The 17,067-nt window shown below is 36.0% G+C and carries 18 protein-coding genes; 9 read left to right on the top strand and 9 right to left on the bottom strand.

What is annotated here, in order from left to right; translation table 11 throughout:
- Positions 1–4 precede the first annotated feature (4 nt).
- The 3 genes from CER22_RS08765 to CER22_RS08755 form a co-directional block, all read right to left on the bottom strand.
- Positions 5–1,174, bottom strand: a complete 1,170-nt coding sequence (locus tag CER22_RS08765; protein WP_088608578.1) for a DUF418 domain-containing protein — start codon at positions 1,172–1,174, stop codon at positions 5–7.
- 148 nt (positions 1,175–1,322) lie between these two features.
- Positions 1,323–1,829, bottom strand: coding sequence for a ferritin (locus tag CER22_RS08760; protein WP_088608577.1), 507 nt, complete (start codon positions 1,827–1,829; stop codon positions 1,323–1,325).
- Between the two features lie 53 nt (positions 1,830–1,882).
- Positions 1,883–2,206: a MazG nucleotide pyrophosphohydrolase domain-containing protein gene (locus CER22_RS08755; RefSeq protein ID WP_000355764.1), complete on the bottom strand. Its 324-nt coding sequence runs from the start codon at positions 2,204–2,206 to the stop codon at positions 1,883–1,885.
- An 88-nt stretch (positions 2,207–2,294) separates the two neighbouring features.
- Between CER22_RS08755 and CER22_RS08750 the strand changes: the two genes are divergently transcribed.
- Positions 2,295–2,858: a TIGR00730 family Rossman fold protein gene (locus CER22_RS08750; protein WP_170955601.1), complete on the top strand. Its 564-nt coding sequence runs from the start codon at positions 2,295–2,297 to the stop codon at positions 2,856–2,858.
- Between the two features lie 118 nt (positions 2,859–2,976).
- Positions 2,977–3,258 carry a hypothetical protein gene (locus tag CER22_RS08745; protein WP_088608576.1) on the top strand — a complete coding sequence of 94 codons (282 nt, stop codon included), beginning with the start codon at positions 2,977–2,979 and terminating at the stop codon, positions 3,256–3,258.
- Positions 3,259–3,274: 16 nt separating this feature from the next.
- On the opposite strand, the gene CER22_RS08740 is transcribed toward CER22_RS08745, so the two are convergent.
- From CER22_RS08740 to CER22_RS08730, 3 genes are all read right to left on the bottom strand, one after another.
- On the bottom strand, positions 3,275–3,472 hold the full coding sequence (locus tag CER22_RS08740) for a hypothetical protein (protein ID WP_000656314.1): 198 nt from the start codon (positions 3,470–3,472) through the stop codon (positions 3,275–3,277).
- 699 nt (positions 3,473–4,171) lie between these two features.
- On the bottom strand, positions 4,172–4,612 hold the full coding sequence (locus CER22_RS08735) for a Dps family protein (RefSeq protein ID WP_001041898.1): 441 nt from the start codon (positions 4,610–4,612) through the stop codon (positions 4,172–4,174).
- 335 nt (positions 4,613–4,947) lie between these two features.
- The gene (locus CER22_RS08730) at positions 4,948–6,381 is read right to left on the bottom strand and encodes an alanine/glycine:cation symporter family protein (protein WP_088064763.1); all 1,434 of its coding nucleotides are present in this window, start codon (positions 6,379–6,381) and stop codon (positions 4,948–4,950) included.
- Between the two features lie 409 nt (positions 6,382–6,790).
- Between CER22_RS08730 and CER22_RS08720 the strand changes: the two genes are divergently transcribed.
- The 7 genes from CER22_RS08720 (at position 6,791) to nprB (ending at position 12,813) form a co-directional block, all read left to right on the top strand.
- Positions 6,791–7,288 carry a cation:proton antiporter regulatory subunit gene (locus CER22_RS08720; RefSeq protein WP_001026071.1) on the top strand — a complete coding sequence of 166 codons (498 nt, stop codon included), beginning with the start codon at positions 6,791–6,793 and terminating at the stop codon, positions 7,286–7,288.
- The gene (locus tag CER22_RS08715; protein WP_088064762.1) at positions 7,289–8,488 is read left to right on the top strand and encodes a cation:proton antiporter; all 1,200 of its coding nucleotides are present in this window, start codon (positions 7,289–7,291) and stop codon (positions 8,486–8,488) included.
- A 79-nt stretch (positions 8,489–8,567) separates the two neighbouring features.
- Positions 8,568–9,170 carry a DedA family protein gene (locus tag CER22_RS08710; RefSeq protein WP_088064761.1) on the top strand — a complete coding sequence of 201 codons (603 nt, stop codon included), beginning with the start codon at positions 8,568–8,570 and terminating at the stop codon, positions 9,168–9,170.
- 129 nt (positions 9,171–9,299) lie between these two features.
- Positions 9,300–9,734 (top strand): DUF3920 family protein, encoded by a 435-nt coding sequence (locus CER22_RS08705; RefSeq protein ID WP_000422822.1) that lies wholly within the window; start codon positions 9,300–9,302, stop codon positions 9,732–9,734.
- A gap of 112 nt (positions 9,735–9,846) precedes the next feature.
- Positions 9,847–10,257, top strand: a complete 411-nt coding sequence (locus CER22_RS08700) for a MarR family winged helix-turn-helix transcriptional regulator (protein WP_000845460.1) — start codon at positions 9,847–9,849, stop codon at positions 10,255–10,257.
- Positions 10,258–10,308: 51 nt separating this feature from the next.
- Positions 10,309–11,004: a pirin family protein gene (locus CER22_RS08695; protein ID WP_088064759.1), complete on the top strand. Its 696-nt coding sequence runs from the start codon at positions 10,309–10,311 to the stop codon at positions 11,002–11,004.
- Between the two features lie 159 nt (positions 11,005–11,163).
- Positions 11,164–12,813, top strand: a complete 1,650-nt coding sequence (gene nprB, locus CER22_RS08690; protein WP_048542397.1) for a neutral protease NprB — start codon at positions 11,164–11,166, stop codon at positions 12,811–12,813.
- Between the two features lie 42 nt (positions 12,814–12,855).
- Here the strand turns inward: nprB and CER22_RS08685 are convergent, their stop codons facing one another.
- From CER22_RS08685 to CER22_RS08675, 3 genes are all read right to left on the bottom strand, one after another.
- Entirely contained in the window at positions 12,856–13,173 is a 318-nt protein-coding gene (locus CER22_RS08685; RefSeq protein WP_000082523.1) for a metal-sulfur cluster assembly factor, read from the bottom strand.
- A gap of 117 nt (positions 13,174–13,290) precedes the next feature.
- The gene (locus CER22_RS08680) at positions 13,291–14,982 is read right to left on the bottom strand and encodes a methyl-accepting chemotaxis protein (protein WP_088064758.1); all 1,692 of its coding nucleotides are present in this window, start codon (positions 14,980–14,982) and stop codon (positions 13,291–13,293) included.
- A gap of 226 nt (positions 14,983–15,208) precedes the next feature.
- A complete protein-coding gene (locus CER22_RS08675; protein WP_088608575.1) occupies positions 15,209–16,903 on the bottom strand; it encodes a methyl-accepting chemotaxis protein in 1,695 nt (564 codons plus the stop codon).
- Positions 16,904–17,067: the final 164 nt, after the last annotated feature.

Genomic DNA, 17,067 nt, shown 5'->3' with positions numbered 1-17,067 from the left:
TTATTTAACTTGCTCTATCTAAGTCTCTTTTAAATTGTGGTTTCTCCAAATAAGTTCCAAGCCTCCATATATACTCAACAGGACCCATTCGATATTTTCGCAGCCAATATGTGCTAACAAATAATTGAATTGTATAGATTCCAATCGTTAAAAGAATACCGAAGAAATATCCTATTTTACCGAATAAGCCAAAGCCGTATGCGTAAAAAATTGTTGTTGTGATAATGGACTGGGCTAAGTAATTACTAACCGACATTTTTCCCATATTGGCCATGTATGTTAGTAGACGGGTTGCTTTTTTGTAATGGAATAATAAAATAATTGTGCTTCCGTAAAAGAAGGTCATGGTTACTGGTGTAAGGCCGTCTTGTAACATAAGTACAATAGGATGTTTGACGAACATAGCTGAAATTTTGATTGTAAAAGAGAAAATACCAGTAAGAAGCCAGATCCTTTTGACAGCAGAGATATGTTTATCAATCTCAAATAACCACCCTTTTTTTCCTACGTACATACCGATTAAGAAAAGTGGAGATAGGAAAATGAGTGTAAAAAGTGTTATAAAGGTTAATCCGAAGAAACCGTCAATGCCTATATATTCGAAAGGATTTTCAGTTAACCTAAAGTTGACATGATCCATATAGCTTCCAGTCTCATGAACTTTATGTTCTTTTTCAATATAAGGAGCAAAATCAGTAACATTTGCATTTGGGTCAGTTGAATAAGTCATAAGTGTAAGGAGTGCGAGTAGAATAGTTGCCCAAATTAATAATGTTTTTGGCTTTCTGTTTATAAACATCAGTAAGAAAATCCCGATGAGGCCATATGAGAATAAAATATCCCCGGACCAAATGAGCACGCCGTGAATAAAACCTAGTAGTAAAAGAATAAGAATACGACGTAAATATGTAGGGGAAAACTTTTTTCCTTTTGCGACAATGCTTTTTTGTAACAAAATAATGCTAAGACCAAATAAAAAAGAGAATAAAGAAATGAAATTTTGTGTGCCGAAAAATTGAATAAACAAATTAGCACCTTTATCGAGTCCGCCAAATATATAGGATGGTTTTTCATTAGCGAAGAACCCGAATTGAATTAATGTTATATTAACAAGTAAAATACCAAATAAAGCGAAGCCACGCATGGCGTCAACAACTTCTACACGTTGATTCATTTTTTCTCTCCTCGTATATTATTTTATATTGAAAATAATACCATTTTATAGTGGACGCTATGTCAAATATGAGGAAATTTAAGGTGATTTTAAGCTAGAGAGAAAATAAAAAAATCACCTTAATACATTCATTAAGGTGATTGAAATACTACTCAGTTGGAGGCGTAAATGTACGTTTCTCTAATTCAGCGTCTAGCATAAATAGTGCGTTTGAATCGCTTGTAATACGTTTTAATTTTTGGATGATGCTATCGAATGAAGATTCTTCTTCTACTTGCTCATCGACGAACCATTTTAAGAATGTAATTGTTGCATGCTCACGCTCATCCCAAGCGATATCAGATAAGTTGTAAATACGCTTCGTTACTTCACGCTCGTGCTCAAGTGCCACTTCAAAAGCGTTCAGTACAGATTCGTATTTGTTATTTGGATTATCAAATCCAGTAATAATAGCGCGCTCACCGCGGTCATTAATGTAGTTGTAAAGCTTCATTGCGTGGAAACGTTCTTCTTCAGCTTGTACAAGGAAAAAGTTAGCGAATCCATCGTAGCTCTCAGCTGTACAGTAAGCAGCCATTGCCATATAAGCATGGGCAGAGTAAAATTCAAAGTTCATTTGATCGTTTAATGCGTCGTGCAATTTTTTAGATAACATAAAATCCCCCTTAGTATTGTGACAAGAATATTATACCATAATTGATAATATTCTCATTTGGATACTTCGAACCTTTTCGAAAGCTTTGTGACGTGTGCCTCCATAATGTCTTGTAAATCTAAATCATATTTTTGTGAAAGAATAATAAGATTAGATAGTACATCACCAAGTTCTTCTTTTAACTCTTGTTTTAGCTCTTCTTCTGTTTTCACTTTTTCGTCAGGACGATCACGGCCGATTTCAATGGCACGAACAACGCGTGAAACTTCCCCAACTTCCTCTGTTAAGAAATTTAAGCGAATAAAGGAATTATACTGTGACCAGCTTCGTTTTTCGTAAAATTCCTCCACCCATCTTTGAAATGCGACGATATCCATTTCTTCCTCATCCCTTCAATATGTTGTACAATGTTCATTGTATCATAACAATATATAGTTTCGGGGTGTAGGAATGAGAAAGATTTGTGTGTTTGCAGGTTCCAACTTAGGGGAGAGACCTGAATTTAAAGAGCAGGCAATAGCGTTAGGAAAAATGTTTGTTGAGAACGATTATGAGCTTGTATACGGTGGTTCTTGCGTTGGATTAATGGGAGAAGTGGCAAACGAAGTTCTTCGCTTAGGCGGACGTGTAACAGGTGTTATGCCGCGCGGTCTATTCCGAGGAGAAATTGTTCATACAGGGCTAACAGAATTAATTGAAGTAGAAACGATGCACGAGCGCAAAGCGAAAATGGCAGAGCTTGCGGATGCTTTTATTGCATTACCAGGCGGATACGGAACGTTTGAAGAGCTATTTGAAGTAGTATGTTGGTCACAAATTGGTATACATAATAAGCCGGTTGGTTTATTGAACATAAAAGGCTTTTATGGACCAATTTTGCAAATGGTTGAACGTGCAGCAGAAGAAGGGTTTATGAATCCATCAAATAAAGAGTTGATCGTTTCAGCTGAGACGGCAGATAAACTAATTCATGCAATCCAAAATTATGAGCGTCCTGTTTTAGGAACGAAGTGGAAGCAGCTATCATAATACAATTTTATAGATATTTTTGGAAACACATGTCATTTTACTTTGAAAAGGCATGTGTTTTTAATTTGGTTAAATATGTTAATGTTAAGATATAATGTTTTTAGAAAAGGAGAAATAGATGGAGGAGTTTGTGTATTTACGTCCTGTTTTTAAAAGTATATTAGTAGCATCTATTCTTGTTATGCTAATTGTTTCAACACAGAAGAAAGAGCTAATTAATGAATTTTCGCTTTGGTTTATTTCGATATTGTGTATCGGTGTTGCCGCGATAACGTTGTTTATGTCTGGGTTTATCGTTGACGAGTATAATCTAGCTGGGGATGCACAGAGTTTTGGCATGTTTATTGCAATTGGCTGTATTAGCGGTTTGAATTTTATTATTTATTATAGACGGCAATAAAAGAAGGCATTCCGTATTACTTTGGAATGCCTTTATCACTTTGATTACTTTGTTTTTTATACAGGTACCAGCCACCCCAGCCGCCACCAATTGCTACAACAACGAGGAAAGCATAGTCTTTAACCTCGACACGTATATTGAAAATATTAGCTATAAGTAAGAGAATCCCAACTGTTATTAACGCAAAAAATGCTCTAATTAAGTAGTCTTTCAACTGAACCACTCCCGCCATTTAAGTAGTAAATGATGAATATGGAAAAGCTTTTTTGGATCTATTTTACTAAAGGATGTTACCTATATTTTAACATAAAAGGGATTGTAATATATTGATAAAAGTAGAGGAGAGGGGTGCTAATATTTTCGTGTTTTGTCGGTAAGTCGATATATTTGATGGAATCGCCGATATATCGGGAAAATCGCTGATATATTTAATAGAATCGCCGATATAATGCAAAAATCGCTGATATAAATTTCATGTACTGATATGCGCGATTAACCCCATAGAAAAAAGCGACTCTGAACGAGCCGCTTCCGCTTTAAATGATATCCAGCTCCGGTGACTAGAACAGTCGGTCATTTCGCGCCTTCCTGTGAGGCAAAAAGCGCCTCACAGGAAGGCGCTCCAATGCCCTCTTGTTCTGAGCAAGTCACCTCCGCTTTTAATATTATCCAGCTCCAGCGGCTAGAACAGTCGGTTGTTTCACTCCTTCATTCGAGGCAAAAAGCGCCTCGTAATCAGGAGTTCCAACACCCTCCTGTTCTGAGCAAGCCGCTTCCGCTTTTACATAATATCCAGCTCCAGCGGCTAGAATCTCCGGTCATTTCGCTCTCTCGCTCGAAGCAAAAAGCGCTTCAAGGTCGAGAGCTCCAATGTCCTGCGATTCTGAACGAGCCGCTTCCGCTTTTAAATATATTATTGATTCAAGAACGCGCGTAGCATCCAAGCGTGTTTTTCTAGTTCTGTGTAGATGCCTAGTAGTAGGTCAGATGTCATTTCGTCATCAGAGTTTTGAGCGATTTCCATGCCTTTTTTCAGTTCGACTAGCATCATTTCGTAGTCTTTCATGATTGATTCAACCATTCCTTCTGCAGTTTCGCCGTATGCTGCTTCTTGAATAGAAGATAGTTCTAAGTATTCTTTCATTGTTGCTACTGGTTTGCCGCCAATTGCTAAAATGCGTTCTGCAATTTCGTCGATGTGAGTAGCTGATTCTGTGTAAAGTTCTTCGAATTTCTCGTGTAATGTGAAGAATTGAGGTCCTTTTACGTACCAATGGAAGTTGTGTAATTTTGTGAATAAAACGCTCCAGTCTGCTACTTGTTTGTTTAATACTTCGATTACTTGTTTGTTCATTATGATCAATCTCCTTTTGAGTTGTTATGTTATATCAATTACTAATTTATAATCATTATAATCTAGTAATTTGTATAAATCAACCCTTTTGCTGGAATTAATTTGAACAAATTATGAACTGTTATAAATAAAAATCCCTATTACGGTGAAGTAATAGGGATTTTGTTTGATATATAGCTCTTGTTCTAAACGAGCCGCTTTTGCTTTAAATTGTATCCAGCTCCAGCGGCTAGAATCTCCGGTCATTTCGCTCTCTTGCTCGAAGCAAAAAGCGCTTCAAGGTCGAGAGCTCCAATGTCCTGCGATTCTGGACGAGCCGCTTCCGCTTTTAATTATTACACAGCCTTCTGTTTCTCTTCTACATCCTGTCCATCCCAACACTCTGTATTCTGTAAGCCAGGGATAGAACTTGCAACGAAGACAGGATCTTTTCCTTGTTTCTTTTGCTTTATATAGTCTACTAAAGCTGCGTATGCAAACTTGCTAAGGAATGAGATGGCAATTAAGTTTGTGAATACCATTAGTCCCATAAAGAAATCAGCTAAACTCCAAACTGTTTGAAGGGCAGCGATAGATCCGAAGAACACCATTCCGACAACTGCAACACGATAAATCAGTAACCATGTTTTGCTTTCTTTAATGAATGCGATGTTTGTTTCACCATAATAGTAGTTTCCTAGTAAAGAACTGAAAGCGAATAGGAAAATAATGATCGCTAAGAAAGTACTTGCCCACGGTCCGATTTGTGAACTTAATGCACTTTGTGTTAATTCAATACCTTGTAAATTTGTTCCTTTGTACAGTCCGGAACATAATACGATAAATGCTGTTGATGTACATACTAAGAATGTGTCCACGAAAACACCTAATGCTTGAACAAGTCCTTGTTTTACAGGATGAGATACATCTGATGTTGCTGCTGCGTTAGGAGAACTACCCATACCTGCTTCTGTCGCGAATAGACCACGCTGAATTCCGAACTTGATTGCTGCTCCAATACCACCAGCGATAGCTTGGTCTAAACCGAATGCACCATTAAATATTTCCATAAAAATGCTTGGTAACATAGTGAAGTTGTTAATAACGACAAAAATTGCCACACCAATATAAATAATTGCCATTGGAGGAACAATCATTTCTGTAATACGTGAAATGCTCTTGATACCACCGAAAATAATAACTGCAACTAATAAAGCTAATAGAGCTCCTACGATCGTTCGCTCTAATCCAAAAGCATTTTCAAACGCTATTGTTACCGTATTTGCTTGTACTGAATTGAAGATTAATCCGTACGCAACTGTAATAAGAAGTGAGAACCAAACACCCATCCAGCGTTTGTTTAATCCTTTTTCCATGTAATATGCTGGTCCACCACGGAACCTGCTGCCATCTTTTACTTTATAAATTTGCGCGAGCGTACATTCTACGAAACTAGTAGCTGCTCCGATAATTGCGATAAACCACATCCAAAATATTGCACCAGGTCCACCCATTGAAATGGCTAATGCTACACCAGCTAAGTTTCCGATACCAATGCGCGCTGCTGCACTTAAGCAAAATGCTTGGAATGGAGAGATGCTATCTTTCTTTTTTTCTTTTCGATTAAACCCTTTACTAATTAAACTGACCATCTCACGGAAATGAGTAATTTGGACGAATTTTAATTTGAAAGAGAAATAAAGACCGAAGCCGATTAGCATTGCAATAAGAATATATGACCATAAAATATTATTCGTTACCTCAAGGAATCTGCTAAAGATATCAACCATATAATACACTTCCTTTTTTCCGTAATAAGAAAATTATATGCAAAAAATATACGAGAATCAATTTTTCTAAAAAATTATGTTACATAAACATATTTTGTGTTATGATTATGTTACATCGTAATATTTTTAGAATTATTTACATTTTAAAAAACTAAATGTAAAGCGAGAAAGAGGGGATAATTTGAAAGAAGAAACTTTATTGAAAGTAAGCCTTAAAAGTTTGAAAATGAGAAGTAATATATTTTTTATCATTACATCTTTAAGTATCTTTTTAGGAGCCACTTATTATTACAATAAAAGATTTCCAAGTCACAGGTATCCTGAATGGTTAGAATTTCTAAAATTGATTTAATGAACAAAAGACAGAAAAACAGAAAATTTAAATAAAGAAGTTATGGAGGAGCTAAATATGAATATTAGAGAAAGTGAACTTCCGGGTATTGGTTATAAGTTTCAAATCGTTACGAAAGGTAACGAAAAGATGGTGATTGTTATTCATGATGATGGACGTAGAGAAATGTATCATTTTGATTCAGATCATGAAGAAAGCATCTCAAGTATTTCATTACGTGACTCAGAGGCAAGACAAATTGCAGCAATATTAGGTGGAATGGTATACAAGCCTAGAGCATTAGAAAATGTTGAAATGGTCTTTGAAGGTTTAGCGATTGAGTGGTTTAAAGTAGAGAATGCTGCTCCAGCGCTTGGAAAAACAATCGGTGATCTTGAAATAAGAAAAACATATAGCGTAACGATCATTGCAGTTATGAAAAAGAATATGAAAAAATTATTTAATCCAGGGCCAGAAACGGTAATTGAAGAAGGCGATATGCTTGTAGTTTCAGGCGAGAGAGAAGAAATTAAAAAGATTATTAATGAGTTACTTTCGAATAGGGGGACTGACTAGATGGATACGTTAATTTTTGAAGTTGGTACAGCGTTAGTATTAGTTGCAATTGCGGCAGTAATTGCTGGAAAGTTTAAATTCTCAGTAATTCCGTTTCTAATTGTTCTTGGAATGTTAGTAGGGCCACACGCGCCGACAATAGGTGTTATCGATTTCAAGTTTATTGAAAGTGCAAGTGTCATTTCCTTCCTTGGACGGATTGGGGTTCTGTTCCTTCTGTTTTATCTAGGACTTGAGTTTTCGATGAAAAAACTAATAAAATCTGGACGTTCTATTGCGATTGGCGGAACGATCTATATTTTAATTAACTTTTCACTTGGGTTATTATACGGATTTATAATGGGATTCCCTTTACTAGAAATCTTAATTATTGCGGGTATTATTACGATTTCTTCTAGCGCTATCGTTGCAAAGGTGTTAGTGGACTTAAGAAGAACTGGTAATAATGAGACCGAATTAATTTTAGGAATTATTATGTTTGAAGATATATTCCTTGCTGTATATTTATCAGTTGTCTCTGGTTTAGTTCTAGGGGATCATGCTTCCTTCCTAGGTGCTCTTACTTCAATTGGAATTGCTCTAGGATACATGCTTCTATTCTTTATTGTAGCTAGAAAGGCGACGCCGTTATTAAATAAATTGCTCAATATTAGTTCAGATGAAATTTTCATTATTGTAGTATTTGCTTCGTTATTCTTTATTGCAGGTTTCTCGGAAACAATTCACGTTGCCGAAGCAATTGGAGCACTTCTTTTAGGATTAGTTTTCTCTGAGACAGAGCATAGTGACAGAATTGAGCATCTCGTTGTTCCATTTAGAGACTTTTTCGGAGCTATTTTCTTCTTTAGTTTCGGATTAAGCATTGATCCGTTTTCATTAGGCGGAGCGATATGGTTAACGTTAGGTGCTGTCCTTCTTACAATCATCGGTAACTTTATTGCAGGAATGATTGCAGGGCGACAAGCTGGATTATCTCATAAAGCGTCAACAAATATTGGATTAACAATCGTTTCAAGAGGAGAATTCTCCATCATTATGGCCAATATCGGAATCGCCGGTGGTTTAATGTCAGTCTTGAAACCATTCTCGGCACTATACGTGCTTATACTATCCATCTTAGGTCCACTTCTGACGAAAGAGTCAAAGAATGTATATAAATTTTTAAATAAAATCTTTAAGTGGGATACGAAGACTAGCTAATTTTAAAAAATAAAAGTACAAGATATTTACTGCTTGTACTTTTATTTTTTGCAATGAAAAAAGTAAAGAGAGGTACATAATGTTAGGAGAGTTGATTCATTCCGTTTTAGTTTTTCTAGAAGGACTTGGTTATTGGGGAATTATGCTTGGATTGATGTTAGAGGTTATTCCGAGTGAAATCGTATTGTCTTATGCAGGTTATTTAGTATCAACAGGAAGCATTACGTTTTGGGGCGCTGTCGCGTTCGGTACAATTGGTGGTGTAATCGCACAATTATTCATTTATTGGATCGGTCGATACGGAGGAAGACCCGTCCTTGAGCGATATGGAAAATATATTTTAATTCAAAAGAAACATATTGATTATGCTGAAGATTGGTTTAATCGTTACGGAACTGGCGTTATTTTTACAGCGCGTTTTATTCCTGTTGTGCGTCATGCTATTTCGATACCAGCAGGGATTGCAAAAATGTCACATGCTAAGTTTATTACGCTAACTACATTAGCTGTTATTCCGTGGTCAATTGTATTTGTATATTTAGGTTTTAAATTAGGAAGAGAGTGGGAAAGTATTAATAAAGTCGCTGGGCCATATGTGAAATACTTTGCACTTGCTGCTATTGTTTGTACAATTGGTTACTTTGTATTAAAAAAAATGATGAAAAAAAAAGTGATTACGTAAAAAGAATCTATGCTGACATAGATTCTTTTTTTATTGTCATTTTTCGAAAGGGGAAAGAGTAGGTTTAATATTTTACATATTGTGGCATACATATAGGAAAAGGGAGTTTGGAAAGGGGATTATAGAAAAATGGAACTCCAGTTTCAAAATGTATATCAACAGGTGGAGAATTGGTATGTGTTGGATTCGGAGCTTCCTTGGGATGTCAAAAGGCTTAGAGATGATTTGTTTTCACTGATTGAAGTATGTAAAACACCAGTTATTTTTTGTGATACGTGTGATGCGAATCATGTGCTTCTATCATTAGGAGAAGAAGAAGAGGAATTCTTATTCCCAGTAGGTGGTTTTTATCATAAAGAAAAACAATTAATTTTTGTTTGCATATGGGAAGAGTATGAGCAGGTGCTCAAAACACTACTGCATGAATTTCGCCATGCGATGCAGCATAAGAGGGAAGTATTGTATGTTGGAAGTGAATTGTACGAAGATAGATGGATTGAGAAAGATGCGAGAAAGTTCGCGGAGAGGAAGTTAGATGAATATAAAAATAGAAAGTTAATGTAAAGCATAGTGGAGAAATGGCACTGTGCTTTCTTTATTAATTACTAAAAGTAAGTGATTGACTTTTATAAAGTTTAGTTCTAAACTAATGGTATGAAATGAGCGAGGTGATAGAATGAAGACAGAAGATAGACTCGGATTACTATTATGGTTTCGTTTATCACGTTTTTATAACAAAAGTATTCGTGAGACGAATCAGCATTTGAAAGAATGGAATGTATCTGCCGCTCAGTTTGATGTGCTAGCTCAAGTTGGAGGACATAATCGTCTAACGCAGCAAGAGCTCGGAAATAAACTATTTGTTACGAAGGGAAATATCACGCAGCTATTAAATAAAATGGAGCAGCTGGAGTGGATTCATCGTGAACAAGAAGGTACTACAAAATATATTTCGTTAACAGAAAAGGGAAAAGCTTTATATGAAGAAATCGTCCCGCCTCAAGAAACGTTCCAAGCGGAGCAGTTTCAAAATTTAAATGTAGAAGAACAACATCAATTATTACAATTACTAAAAAAATTACAGTGAGAAAAATTTTAAAAATAAATCTTGAATTCGAGATAATATGAGGTGAAGGATATGTTTAGAAAAGTTGATCATAAAAATATGGGAAGAGCAAATCACGGTTGGTTAAATACACATTTCCATTTTTCCTTTGCGAATTACTATAACCCAAATAACATGAACTTTGGAGCATTGCGTGTAATTAATGATGACCTAGTAGCGGCACAAACTGGTTTTGATATGCATCCGCACCGCGATATGGAAATCATTTCGTACGTTGTAGATGGTGCTTTAACACATGAGGATAGCATGGGGAACCGCGGAACAATTGAGCGAGGACATGTTCAATATATGAGTGCTGGCACAGGTGTATTTCATAGCGAGCATAATTTAGGAAATGAAACACTACGTTTATTACAAATTTGGATTTTACCAGATCGTGCGGATCATAAACCAAACTATGGTGAGTTTACATTTGATTGGAGTAAGCGTGAAAATGAATGGTTCCATATGGTATCTCCAGTAGAAGGAGAGGCACCAATTCGTATTCACCAAGATGCGAATTTATATTCTTTATCGTTAGATGCTGGAAAAGAAATTCATTTCCCGGTGCAAGAAGGCCGTCAATTGTACCTTGTACAAATTGAAGGGAGTAGTGTAATAAATGGTGAAAATCTTGTTATGCGTGATGCAGCAGAAGCGATAGAAGAGGATATTCATATTGAAGCGAAAGAACGATCACACTATTTAGCAATCGAATTGAAAAAATAATAGAACGTTTATGGAAAAGAGGACATCGAATGGATGTCCTCTTTTTTTGAGTGGAATTGTCAGAAAAAATTTTCTCAATATTTAGAAAAAGGTATTAGCCCGGAAAATAAGAATTGTATAAAAGTGTCAAAAATCTTTATGGGAATGGGGAATGTTATAGTGAAAAAGCAAGTCATTTCATCAGCATTAGCGTTAACTGTTATAGCCGGAGGATTTGGAACATTTGGAGCAACGACAACGAAAGCGGAAGAACAAAAAATTCAATATCATCAAGAATTTAAAACACCTGCATACATAGGTGAAGAATGGAAAGCACCGGAAGGACTAGATAAAAAAGAGACGGTCTTTCAATATTTAGAGAGTAAGAAAGATATGTTTAAATTAGCAGGAAATATTGATAAACACTTCAATGTCGTTGGAGAGGAAAAAGATGCTGAATCTGGTACGACACATGTGAAGTTAGTTGAGAAGCATAATAACATTCCTGTGTATGGTTCAGATCAAACTGTTACACTTGATAAAGAAAATAATGTAAAAGCATTCTTCGGACAAGTTATTCCGAATTTAGAGGATAAAAATATTCCTGCGTTTGCAAATATTAGTGCAGAGCAAGCTGAAACGATTGCAAAGGCAGATATTGAAAAAGAAGTTGGTAAAGTAAAGAATTATGACGGTGTGAAAAAAGATTTATTTGTGTATGAAAAAGATGGGAAGTACTATCTTGCATACTTAGTTAAAGCATCGATTTCAAAACCAGCTCCAGGATATTGGCATTATTTTGTTGATGCAACGAATGGAAATGTGATTGAGAAATATAACGCTGTAGATCACATTACAGGATTTGGTTACGGAGTATTGGGCGATAGACAATCATTTGAAATTGCTCAAGATGAGAAAACAGGAGCGTTCAACTTATTTGATGGTAAACGAGGACAAGGTGTTCACACATTTGATGCAGAAAATATGGATGAAAACTTGTTTAATTTATTCTCACAATGGCTTGGATATACAGGAGAAGAGGTTGAGAGTAAATCTAAGTTCTTCGAAGATAAAGCAGCGGTTGATGCGCATGTAAATGCAGGAAAAGTATACGATTACTACAAAAAGACATTTAATCGTAACTCTTTCGATGATAAAGGTGCGAAGCTTATTTCTACTGTTCACGTCGGAGAAAGCTGGAATAACGCAGCTTGGAACGGTGTACAAATGATGTATGGTGATGGCGATGGAAAAACATTCATTCCATTATCTGCTGGACTAGATGTTATCGGTCATGAATTAACGCATGCTGTAACTGAACATACAGCAAACCTTGTTTATAAAAATGAGTCAGGTGCGTTAAATGAATCGTTATCTGATATTATGGGTGTCATGGTTGAGAAGAAGAGCTGGGATTTAGGTGCTGACATTTATACACCTGGAAAACCTGGTGATGCACTTCGTTCTCTGAAAGATCCAGCATCTATTCCAAATCCATTAAAACCAGGTGAAGGTTACCCAGATCATTACAATAAACGCTACACTGGAACAGCTGATAATGGCGGCGTTCATATTAACAGTAGTATTAACAATAAAGCTGCATATTTAGTATCTGATGGCGGAGAGCATTACGGTGTGAAAGTAACTGGAGTAGGCCGTGAAGCGACAGAAAAAATTTATTACCGTGCTCTTACGAAATATTTAACTGCAAACTCTGACTTTAAGATGATGCGTCAAGCTGCTCTGCAGTCAGCTGAGGATTTATATGGTAAAAACTCTAAAGCTGTACAAGCTGTAACGAAAGCTTATGATGCAGTAGGCGTAAAATAATAAGAGAAAAAGACCTGACTAGGATGTCAGGTCTTTCTTTATTTAGTCACGAATACCTAATGCGATTTTCGCCATACGTGACATGCGTTCTTTAGACCAGGGTGGATTCCAAACGACATTTACTTCTATTTCATTGACTTCAGGTACGTTCGTTGATAATACTTTTTTAACGTCTGATACAATTTGCCCAGCCATTGGACAACCGATAGAAGTCATCGTCATCGTAATGACAGCATTATTATTTTCATCTGCTGTAACGTCATAAACTAATCCAAGATTAACAATATCAACACCTAGTTCAGGATCAATAACAGCTTCTAAGTTTGCATATAACTTTTCTTCAAATGCTTGTTGTGACATGTATAGCACCCCCTACATATTAATGATATCGGTTCTCATTATAACGGATATATATATAATATGCAGGGAATGAGCTCAAAAAAATATTCCTCTTGAAAGAGGAATATTTTTTGAAAGCTATTCAGTTTTGAAATGAGATACGAGTTGATCTAATTCTTCAACTGTTTGTTTCATTTGTTTAGCAGTTTGTGTCATTTCATTCATCGTAATGACTTTTTTCTCAGCAGATTGTGCTGTTGTCGCTGTTTCACTAGATACTTCAGTCGAAATAGAAGCGATGTTATTCAGTGAAGCGTTCATTTCTTCAGCGCTTGCAGCCATTTCCTCAGCGGTTGCTGAGATGTCTTGCATTTGAGTAGATACTTTATTTACTTGTTCCACAATCGTTGTGAAAGAGTTGCCGGCTTCACGAATGACATGAATGCCTTCAAATGCTTCCGAACGGCCTTGGGACATCATAGAGCTCGCAGTTTCAGTGTCTTGTTGAATTTGATGTAGTAGTTGGTTAATATCTGTTGCCGCTGTTTTAGATTGTTCAGCAAGTTTTCGAACTTCGTCAGCTACGACAGCAAAACCTTTTCCTTGTTCGCCAGCACGAGCTGCTTCGATAGATGCATTTAAAGCAAGTAAGTTTGTTTGTTCTGCGATATTAGAAATAGATTGAACAGCTGTATCAATATATTTCGTGTGGGTGATTAGACGTTCGACCACTTCTGACGTAGCATTTACCGCGTCGTGTATCGTTGTCATTTGGGAAACGGATTTTTGAATAACTGAACTTCCATCGTTAGCCTGTTCAGATGTAGTTACAGCAAGTTCAGTTACAGATGAAGCAGATTCAGCAATACGCTGAACGCTTACTGTCATATCGTCCATTGCAGTTGAGCTTTCTTCCATACTAGAGGCTTGCGATTGAATATTTGCATTTAAGCTAGACATCGAGCTTTGAACTCTTATTGTTGCCTCGCGTGATATATTCGTCTTTTCTAGCATATTTTCAGAAGCGTTTTGTACTTCTACGGATGTTTTTTGAACACGATTGATAATATGTTGTAGGTTTTCTAACATTTTATTAAATGATGTTGCAATCGTACCAATTTCATCATTACTATTTACTTGTAGGCGGGCTGTTAAGTCACCTTCTTGAGATGATAATTCTTTTAGCTTACTATCAATTTGTTGAATTGGTTTTACAAGTTTACCAGAGAACCACCATGCAAGAATGATAGCTACGATAATACAAATAACAAGTGATAAGAAGATAACATATTTAATTTGTAGTGAAGATTGATCAATTTTTTCGATAGATTGATCACGTAACTTAGCTTGTTCATTACTGTAATTTGTGAAATCACCAATTACTTTATAAACAGAGCCATTCTCTGTAGAAGCTACTTGTAAAGCTTCTTCCCACTTTTGTTCTTTTGCAAGGATGAAGACTTTTTCTTCAATAAATTTTCTCCAAGTGGACCCTAAATTCATTGTATCTTTCACGGATTGAGAAATATTTGGATTAGAAAGAAGTTTATCTTTTGAATCCTCCAGACGTTTACTCATCTCGTTAAACTTGTCTAATTCTACTTGATCGTGTTGTAGTAAATAACCTCTTAAAGCAGAAAGTTGTACTTGATAAGCGTCTCCACGCTCTTTCAATTCTGTTGCTAGAGGAGAAATTTCTTTTTGTAATGTTTCAGCTTTACGAGATTGGTCAATAGCAAAAAATAAAATAAAAGCTAAGGCGATGCCAAATAAAGCGCAAATCGTTCCCATCATGAACATTAGTTTTTTTCGAATGCTAATAAAATTCATATGATAAAAAGCCCCCTTTGTGAAATCTTAGTATTAGAATTAATTAATGTAAAAAATCGAAAGAAAGCTTTACTCCATCTGGAATAAAGCTTTCCTCTTTCCTCTAGGAATTATAGCAGACGTAATGAGAGATAGAAAGAGATATTTTAAGGTTAAAAAAAGAGAGACTGTAAATCTCTCTTTTTAACAACTTGGAGCTCATAGAAGTATAAAGGAAAGTTTCGCTTTAAACGTTTGTTTTGAAATGAGAAACGAGAACTTCAAGTTCTTGTACGGTCGTTTTCATTTCAGAAGCTTTTTTAGCAACGACACTCATTTTATTTACTTGGTCACCAGCCGAAGTTGCTGTTTGTGATGTTTCGGCGGCAACTTCATTTGAAATAGAGGCGATGTTATTTAAAGCTGCATTCATTTCTTCTGAACTTGCGGCCATTTCTTCAGCAGTTGCAGACATTTCTTGCATTTGTGTAGAGACTTTATTAATGTGGTTAACAATTTCTGAGAATGAAAATCCAGCGGTACGAATGACTGTAATCCCTTCCGAAGCCTCTGACTGACCTTGTGTCATCATTTCATTTGCTATTTTTGTGTCAGCTTGAATTTGATGAAGTAAATGGTTAATGTCAGTTGCTGCTAGCTGAGATTGTTCAGCAAGTTTTCGTACTTCATCGGCAACAACGGCGAATCCTTTTCCGTGTTCGCCAGCACGTGCTGCTTCAATTGAAGCATTTAAAGCGAGTAAATTCGTTTGTTCCGCGATATTAGAAATGGATTGAAGTGCAGTATCAATATGATTCGTATGTGTAATGAGTCGCTCTACTACTTGTGATGTAGCGTTAACAGCTTCGTTAATTGTATGCATTTGTGTAATAGATTTCTCAATGACTTTATTCCCACTATCTGCTTTTTCTGAAGTTGTAACAGCTAGGCTAGCAACAGAGGAGGCAGATTCTGCAATACGCTGAACACTCGTTGTCATATCGTCCATTGCAGTTGAACTTTCTTCGATGCTTGAAACTTGTGAACGAATATTATACTCAAGAGCATTCATAGTTTCTTCGGTTTTTGCTGTATTTTCCATAGAAGCAGTGGTTTCGATAAACACATTTTCAGACGCTTCTTTTACACTTGTGGATGTTTGTTGCACTTGTTTTATGATACGTTGTAAGTTAGCGAGCATTTGATTAAAGGAATTGGCGATATCACCAATTTCATCTTTACTCGTTACGTGTAATCTAGCAGTTAAATCGCCGTCTTGAGAAGCTAATTCTTTTAATTTCTCATCAATTTGTCGTATCGGTTTAACGAGTTTACCAGAGAACCACCATGCTAATAAAATAGATGTTAACGTACATGTAATGAGTGAGAAGAAAATAATATATTGAATAAGAGATGAAGAAGACTCTACGTCAGCAATTAATGCGTCACGTTTATCATTTTCTTCATTTGCATATTTAGTAAAACGACTTAAAAGATCGTTTACATAATCGGTTTGAGCTAAAGCGATTTTGGATGCTTCGTCCCATTTTCCTTCGCGAGCGAGAGGGAGGACTTCATCATCTATGACGCTTCGCCATTTTGCTCCCATTAAAATCGCCTCTTTCATTCCTTCTGGGAGTTTTTTATCACTTGTTACTTTCTCTCTAGTATCAGCAAGTTTTTTTCCTTCTCGGTTGAATTTATCCAATCCTTTTTGATCATGTGACAGTAAATATTCTTGTAAACCGGCAACTTGTGCTTGGAACCAATCACCACGTTCTTTTAAAATTGTTGCTCGTTTTGATACATCATTTTTTAACGTTTCAATTTCGCTTGCTTGGTTCATAGCGAATGAAAGAATAACAATAAGAGCAATACTAAATAAAGAAGAAATGCTTAAGAGTGTGAACAGTAGTTTTTTGCGAATACTAACATATTTCATCGTTACCCCTGCCTTTAAAAACTATTTATTATGATTTATAAATATCGAGAACGACATTAATAAAAACATCATTATGAAGTTATTAATCTGTTCAATGAAAATTATAGCAGATAATGGAAGATGGCAGATTAATATGAGTAAATGTTCTTAAAATGTATACATTT

The sequence above is a fragment of the Bacillus sp. K2I17 genome (assembly GCF_002209985.1).
GTDB classification, from domain to species: domain Bacteria; phylum Bacillota; class Bacilli; order Bacillales; family Bacillaceae_G; genus Bacillus_A; species Bacillus_A wiedmannii.
This window is presented reverse-complemented; position numbering and strand designations above follow the sequence as displayed.